Raw genomic sequence first — 6,303 nt, forward strand, 5'->3', positions numbered from 1 at the left:
CATCGGCATCCCACCGGCGACCACTCCACCAGCCGCCCTCGCAACCCTCCAGGCCCGGGTCACCGCCCTGAGTAACGCAGCCAACAGCAAGATCAAGACGACGTGTTGATGATCTGCAAGTCCTTAGGCTCACACGTCCCAGTGCCCATGCCTTGGGAGAACTTCGGGGAACTTCAGCCCACTCCCAGGAATCCGCTTCAGCTGCGGGATGCACCATTACGCGAGACACTGGCATCTAAGGCAGTTAAACAGTCATTCACACCTTGTTACCCTAGAATTCAGAGGCTCGGAGGCCACTTTGTGGCGGACCCACCTGGAAGGCGGGACGAAGTGGTTTCTAGGGCCCTCGGCAAGGTTGTCGAGCCAGCCCTCAGGAGGGACCGTATTCAGAACTGGCTCGAGGTCGTCGACTCGGTGATCTGAGTCACGATCGACGAGGACTCGATGTAGCGGATCGGCACTCCTGGTCGCTTCGAGATCTGGCCAGCAGGGCATCTGCTATTCCCGAGCAGCTAGGGGCCCGTTGATAGAGAGCAGGCGTGGCTCAAAATGCCCAATATGATGAACGTTTCGGCAATTCAAAGGCGAGCCAATACACCATTTTCATCAGGCAGTAAATTGGAATCACCTGCACTGGACAGCTCGAACGTAGGGCGCCGCGTATTCATTACATGGCTCAACAATACTGTGATGCAGGCGATGATAATTCGCCCCGGCATTGCCGTAGCAGCAGAGACTCAATACCTTCAGTCCCTGTATGAGCACCTTGGCCCCCCACTGGAATGGACACCAATAGACACAGAGCTCGAGAGCGTTGAATTCTGCGGAGAATTGGATGACCTCCTTAAGAGGATCGAAGGAATACCTTCCGATCGGTCAACAATGGGGCGGACTCTAGTGAATTTCTTCGGAAGGAGCCATCTGATTCCCCGCGACGATGGAACCATTACAGGTTCATACGACCCCGACACGCCAAACTTTGACATCATGGGACGTCGGCTAGAAGCATTTTTCGCGGAAACCGGAGGGACGCCAGATAAGGGTCATCCTGCAGAAATCAACTGCATCATTATACAAAACAATTGCCGTGACGATAGGGCGCGTACGGTTAACGACTGGGCAGCAGAGAATGGCCTTGGCGCCTTCGCTATCATCGAGTTTTATACACGTTCGCTGTATCTAATAGATGAACAGGCGCTCCCCCCGGAACTGCTACTTGCCCATGAACTCATACATGCGGCTCATATAGTGGCTGGTTCCGTGCAGCAAGAGAGGTCGACAGTCGCAGCACGGTGGGGTGAGGACGAAACCGCTTTCGCCAGAGCATTGTTCAACGCGCGAACGAAAATCGGATCCGAAGAAGTCGAAAGATATATCCGAGACAAGGAGGCATATGAGAGGCTCGAGGTTGAACAGCAGCTGGAAATAGATGCTCACTGGAAAGATCTAGTACGGCTTCGCGAGCTTGCCGTGAACATGATTGAATTTCCGGTTCCATCTCGCAAGGCTGCGATTGCGCTGCCAGGATTGTACTATCAGGATCTCGCAGAATACGAGGAGGCCGTGACGGTAGGAAATGATGTTTGCAAGATCTGGCTTAACTGGAAACTAGGGTGGGAAAACATCCCCCTGATGGGAGCTGATCTAACAGCCGGGTCCGTGAGGTCAAATAATTCCGCCCAGGAAAACTTGGGGAGAGTGGAAAAATTTAGGTGGCGAGTTGGTTATCGGCGCGAGAAAAGGCGAGCATGCGAGACCGCTGAACAGCGACAGATATCGCACAACTTTACCGAAATTTCCCTCGCGATAGAGATGAGTATTCAGCCCCGCGCATCCCATATCCCTACGCTGTCTCGAAAACTCCCAGTCACCCAATGGAAGCATAGGCAGGAAGTCCTCAGCTTTCCTCGGTCGAGGATTTCCGGAGTGGTTTTCCAGGACAGGCCGCTGGAACGGCTCTTGGAGTGGCTGGATAATAACGGCTACCAAAACAGCAACCTACGCCAAGTGGTGATGGAATATCGTAACGATCTGGCAAACTGGTCTCGTCGGGTGGGCGGCAGATCGGGAGATTATAGACAGCCCCCCCGCTCGTGCATGAGGCAGAACGCACTGCTAGGTGTGACTGTTGACCCAGTGCTCGTTCCAAACTTCATTAAGGATCGGGCGCTGGCTATCGTCGACGATCTCACTCGGCACCCAGATCTGGCTAACACAGTATCCTTCAACAATATACGTCTTTACCGGGCGAGCCCACGGACCGTTCCTCTTATCCAGGGATGATTCAAAGTCAATGAGCCTTTTCCAACCTCACATACGCCTTGCCGTCACAGCACTTGAGGCCGGGCTGGGGGAGCGCGTCGACGATGCTGTGGGTGCGGGCGGCGGTCAGGTCGTGAGTGGAGCCGGGCAGCGCGGGCGAGGCCCACAGCACCGTCCGAAGGGATCGGTGAGGACCTGGACATCCGTGCGGCGTGCATCACCTCGACCAGGATGGCCCAAGGCTGACCAGCAGCTCGACAGCCTCGCTATGTACCGTTATACGGTCGCGACCTGGTGCGCTCGAGCGGATCATGGCTGCGCATTGACTATGCTCGGCGAACTGGGACTCACGAAAACCCTACGAGAAACAAAGGCGATACGCCAAGATGATTCACCCGAGAAGACAAGGGGCGAACCATGTTTTCCTTTCCCAGTAGACTGAGCGGTTCCCTTGAGGAACCTCCCGCAACCCAATGCCGTACAGTTTATATTGACTGGCTCAAGGGGGAGCGAATGAAAGGGAAGGAGGTAAGGCCAGGGGTAGCTGCAATAGCCAACCAGGATGATTTTTTGGAATTCTACAGAAGGTTTACACAATGGCATGAAGGGGTCCCTCCAACTTGGGGCGATGACCCGGAATTTCTTCATCTTAAAGAAGCAATTTTCTATCAAGAAGTGGACGACTTGCTAAGGGTGATCGAAAGGGGTGGACTGGGGGACTTTGCACCGGGGCAGAATCTGGTAAATTTCTTCGGGGCGTGTGACCCAATTCCAGATGGCTATAACTTTCGAGGGAATACCTGGGATTACGGACGCAACGAACCCGGCCTAGGAATTAATGGTCGCAAATTAAGGTCCTTCTATACACAGAGGGGTGACGATAGCCCTGCGAACATTAATTGTTTGATATTTCAGAGGTGTGATGGCGAAGCTTGGTCCTACCATTCCGACTGGGAGGAGTGGGATACCGAGGAAGGTGAAAAGTCAGGCGTGAGGATTGGGCACGGGGCATATTCCATAGTGAGCATGCATCCGCGAGCCGTGTACGCGATAGACGACACGTTGCTACCTCCCGAGCTGATACTTGCGCATGAATTGATCCACGCCGCCCACCATGTGGCTGGATCTAGACAGACAAAACCTTCTACAGTAAAAGCTCGATGGGGGAGCAACTTTTTGGAATTCGCAAGATTTCTTTATGGGGCACGCAAAGAAACCTCACCCGAGAGGATTGAGAGGCTTGAGAGGGATCCGGGAGAGCGTAATAAACTCAGCCCTGAAGAGCTAAGTATATACGAAGAAGAATTGGCATACTTGGAGAAGCTTCGCGCTGTTGCTCGACTTATGGTGAGAAGCGACCCCAACCCAAGCGGAAGCGGTAGACTACAGGGGGGCGAGGATCAGGAGTTGCATTACCAGCCGCTTGCCGAGTTCGAGGAGTCGGTAACCGTAGGAAATGATATCTGCAAGGTTTGGATTAGTGGTACAGTAGGGTGGCAGAAGGTTGGAATACTTGGAGCCGATTTACCTCAAGGCTTTGTGAGGTCAAATCGAAAAGCCCAAGAATTTGTGAAACTTCTGGAGATCAATAAAGACTCCATGATAGAGGCGGCGGGGTTGCAGTTTTACACCTCGGCCATGAATTGGGCACAGGGCATGTGTCGCCACAGGGAAATCTCGCATGGAATCTGCGAAACTCTCATCGCAAGTAGCATGGGAATCAAGCCTCGCGAATCTTACCTTCCCGTTCTATCTAGAGCTGCCAAGGATCCGATGTGGAAACATCTAGCCCTGAGGGCATTGCCATGTGCTAGATCGGCAATTGCGCAAGATGCATTCAAGGGGAGTACTCCTATCGGCACACTCTTGAAGTGGCTAAAAGACAACGGATACCAAGGAAGTAAGATATATCGCGACTTCCTCGATTATGATATTGACTTGCCTAATTGGTTGCGGCGCGGTGTGCACTATGTGGAAGATCGAATCGTCCCGGACTATTATGTGCCGCCTCATCCTTGTTTCGGTGGAGTTGAGTCTGTCGCGGTTACAACCATTGAGCCAGAACTCGTTCCAGAGGCCATCAAAGAGCAGGCACGCTCGCTAGCTGAGGAGCTGGCGAAGAACCCAGGGATGGGGAGAACAGTCACCGTCAACAACGCTCGCCTATACCGTGGCAAGTCACCCTTGCCGATCATCCCCGCCACTGCCGGGAGGGGTCGTCGGATCTGTTCTCCCCCTCTGAGCCTCGATCCACCGGCTCGGTTTTGAAGTGATCTTCTGAGGTTTGTGTGCCGGTGTCGGGGCGGTGGCGGTGGATGGACAGGTTGTATCCGCTGGTCTGTCCAGCTCTTCCACGAGTTCGGCTCCGGTCGGGCCCTGGCGGGCGGGTGGTCGGGGAGGTCAGACCGCCTTGGGTGGGGCGTGAATGGTGGTGAACAGCTGTGTTCCATGCGTGCTGCCAGGGCCATCGCCTCGGCAAGTGCAGGGTGAGGCGGCGGGCGGAGCGGGCGATCCTGGCGGGGACATGGACCAGGTGGGCGCACAAGGTGGCGGTGGTGGCCTTGGCATGGAAGACAGAGGCCAGGGCGCCCGCGGCCCGCAACAGGTTGTAGGACACGGCCCACAGGATCAGCCACGCGGCGTTCGCGTTGAACTTCCCCGAGGGCAGGTGGGCCAGGGGGCCGGCCTTGCCGTCGGCAATGACTTGCTCGATGACTGCGTGGTGGCGGTGCTGCCGCTCGGCCTGGAGGGTCTCGAACGCGCTGTCGGTGAAGAACGGGTGGTAGCGCCAGACCGGAAACAACTCGCCCTGTTCGCCGACGGTGGCAGGTCTGGCCAGGTCACGGACCCGGCGCACGATGAGCCGGGCGGTGACGTGCTCGGCCTTCTTCCGGCCGGTAAGGGCAGTGTAGTCAGATATCTCGGCGACCTCGGCGTCCGAGATCAGCTCGCCAGTGTCGGGATCGATGACCGCTCGGGGATAGCGGATCGGCGTCCACGCGCCCTCGGGTACGGCGGCGATTGCGCGCTTGATCGAGGGGTTCATCCCTGTCGTGATCGAGAAGTGGGCACCGGCCCGCCGGCAGGCTGCCACCATGTCGGCGTTGTAGAACTGGGAGTCCGCGCGCAGGACGCGGATCCCGGTGCAGCCGGCCTCCGTCGCGGTGGCCAGGGCTTCGGTGACGAATCGCTTGGCGCCGCGGGAGTCGGCGGACTTGCCCTGCCGCAGCCGGACGGCCGCGATGACCTGACGGGCGGCCGGGGTACAGATCGTGGCGAGCAACGGGTGCAGGGGGCGCACTCCCTTGAACCGGCCGACCTGAGCGCTCTGCTAGGCGGGCCCGAACACCCGCTTGTGGGTGGAGTCGACGTCGATGAAGGCGACCTTCCCTGCGTCGGGTAGCAGCGGGGTGTGCGCCGCGAGTCGGCTGAGGAACCTGCGGTGCACGGCGTGTAGTTGCAGGGCATGGCCGTCGACGCCTCGGGCGGCACCTACGGCTCCCCACGTGTCCATGTCGAGCTGCGTGAACGCGGGTGGTGGGTGTCGAAGAACACCGTCGCGAAGACCATGGCCGAGCTGGGCCTGGCCGGCCGCGTCAAGCGGCGCCGCCGGTCGCTGACCAGGCAGGGCAAGCGCCCGGTCGCGCCGGACCTGGTCCGCAGGAAGTTCACCGCGCCTGCTCCGGACGTCGCCTGGTGCGGCGACATGACTGAGATCCCCACCGGCGAGGGCAAGCTCTACCTCGCCACCGTCATCGACCTGCACTCACGCCGCCTGCTCAGCTACGCGATGGACACCCACCACGACACACGAACTCGTCGTCGCAGCCTTGAACATGGCCGCCGCGACCCGCGGCGGGGATGTTGCTGGCGTCGTGTTCCACACCGACCGCGGCAATGAAGGCGAATTCAATCGGTCGTCGCAACACCGGCTTGTGCTGATCGTAGATGATCATTGAGGGCTTCCGCAGGGGTCTTCCAGGCGAGGGTCTTGCGGGGACGGGAGTTGAGGACCGTGGCGATGGCAGCCAGTTCGTCGCC

Annotated in this window: 4 protein-coding genes and 1 pseudogene; 3 read left to right on the forward strand and 2 right to left on the reverse strand. The window is 57.8% G+C overall.

The genetic code is table 11. The annotated features are described in order from the left end of the window. Positions 1-558 precede the first annotated feature (558 nt). Positions 559-2,283 carry a hypothetical protein gene (locus ACLJT4_RS42015; protein ID WP_411130414.1) on the forward strand — a complete coding sequence of 575 codons (1,725 nt, stop codon included), beginning with the start codon at positions 559-561 and terminating at the stop codon, positions 2,281-2,283. Between the two features lie 70 nt (positions 2,284-2,353). Here ACLJT4_RS42015 and ACLJT4_RS42020 read toward each other — a convergent pair. Next, a pseudogene (locus ACLJT4_RS42020) lies at positions 2,354-2,466 on the reverse strand (IS5/IS1182 family transposase); the annotation flags it as partial. 309 nt (positions 2,467-2,775) lie between these two features. On the opposite strand from ACLJT4_RS42020, the gene ACLJT4_RS42025 reads away from it, so the two are divergent. Then, the gene (locus ACLJT4_RS42025; RefSeq protein WP_411130415.1) at positions 2,776-4,530 is read left to right on the forward strand and encodes a hypothetical protein; all 1,755 of its coding nucleotides are present in this window, start codon (positions 2,776-2,778) and stop codon (positions 4,528-4,530) included. Here ACLJT4_RS42025 and ACLJT4_RS42030 read toward each other — a convergent pair. Then, a complete protein-coding gene (locus ACLJT4_RS42030; protein WP_411130417.1) occupies positions 4,454-5,563 on the reverse strand; it encodes an IS1380 family transposase in 1,110 nt (369 codons plus the stop codon). The genes ACLJT4_RS42025 and ACLJT4_RS42030 overlap by 77 nt on opposite strands. A gap of 165 nt (positions 5,564-5,728) precedes the next feature. Here ACLJT4_RS42030 and ACLJT4_RS42035 point away from each other — a divergent pair, with 165 nt between their 5' ends. Continuing rightward, a complete protein-coding gene (locus ACLJT4_RS42035; protein WP_411130418.1) occupies positions 5,729-6,163 on the forward strand; it encodes an IS3 family transposase in 435 nt (144 codons plus the stop codon). Positions 6,164-6,303 lie beyond the last annotated feature (140 nt).

Origin of the sequence: Streptomyces sp. x-19, from assembly GCF_046549115.1 — a bacterium.
Taxonomy (GTDB): domain Bacteria; phylum Actinomycetota; class Actinomycetes; order Streptomycetales; family Streptomycetaceae; genus Streptomyces; species Streptomyces albulus_C.

What these genes read in the sequence shown, in the direction of transcription:
- ACLJT4_RS42015 (WP_411130414.1), top strand. Translation starts at nt 559, where the DNA reads ATGATGAACGTTTCGGCAATTCAAAGGCGAGCCAATACACCATTTTCA.
- ACLJT4_RS42035 (WP_411130418.1), top strand. Translation starts at nt 5,729, where the DNA reads ATGGCCGTCGACGCCTCGGGCGGCACCTACGGCTCCCCACGTGTCCAT.
- ACLJT4_RS42025 (WP_411130415.1), top strand. Translation starts at nt 2,776, where the DNA reads ATGAAAGGGAAGGAGGTAAGGCCAGGGGTAGCTGCAATAGCCAACCAG.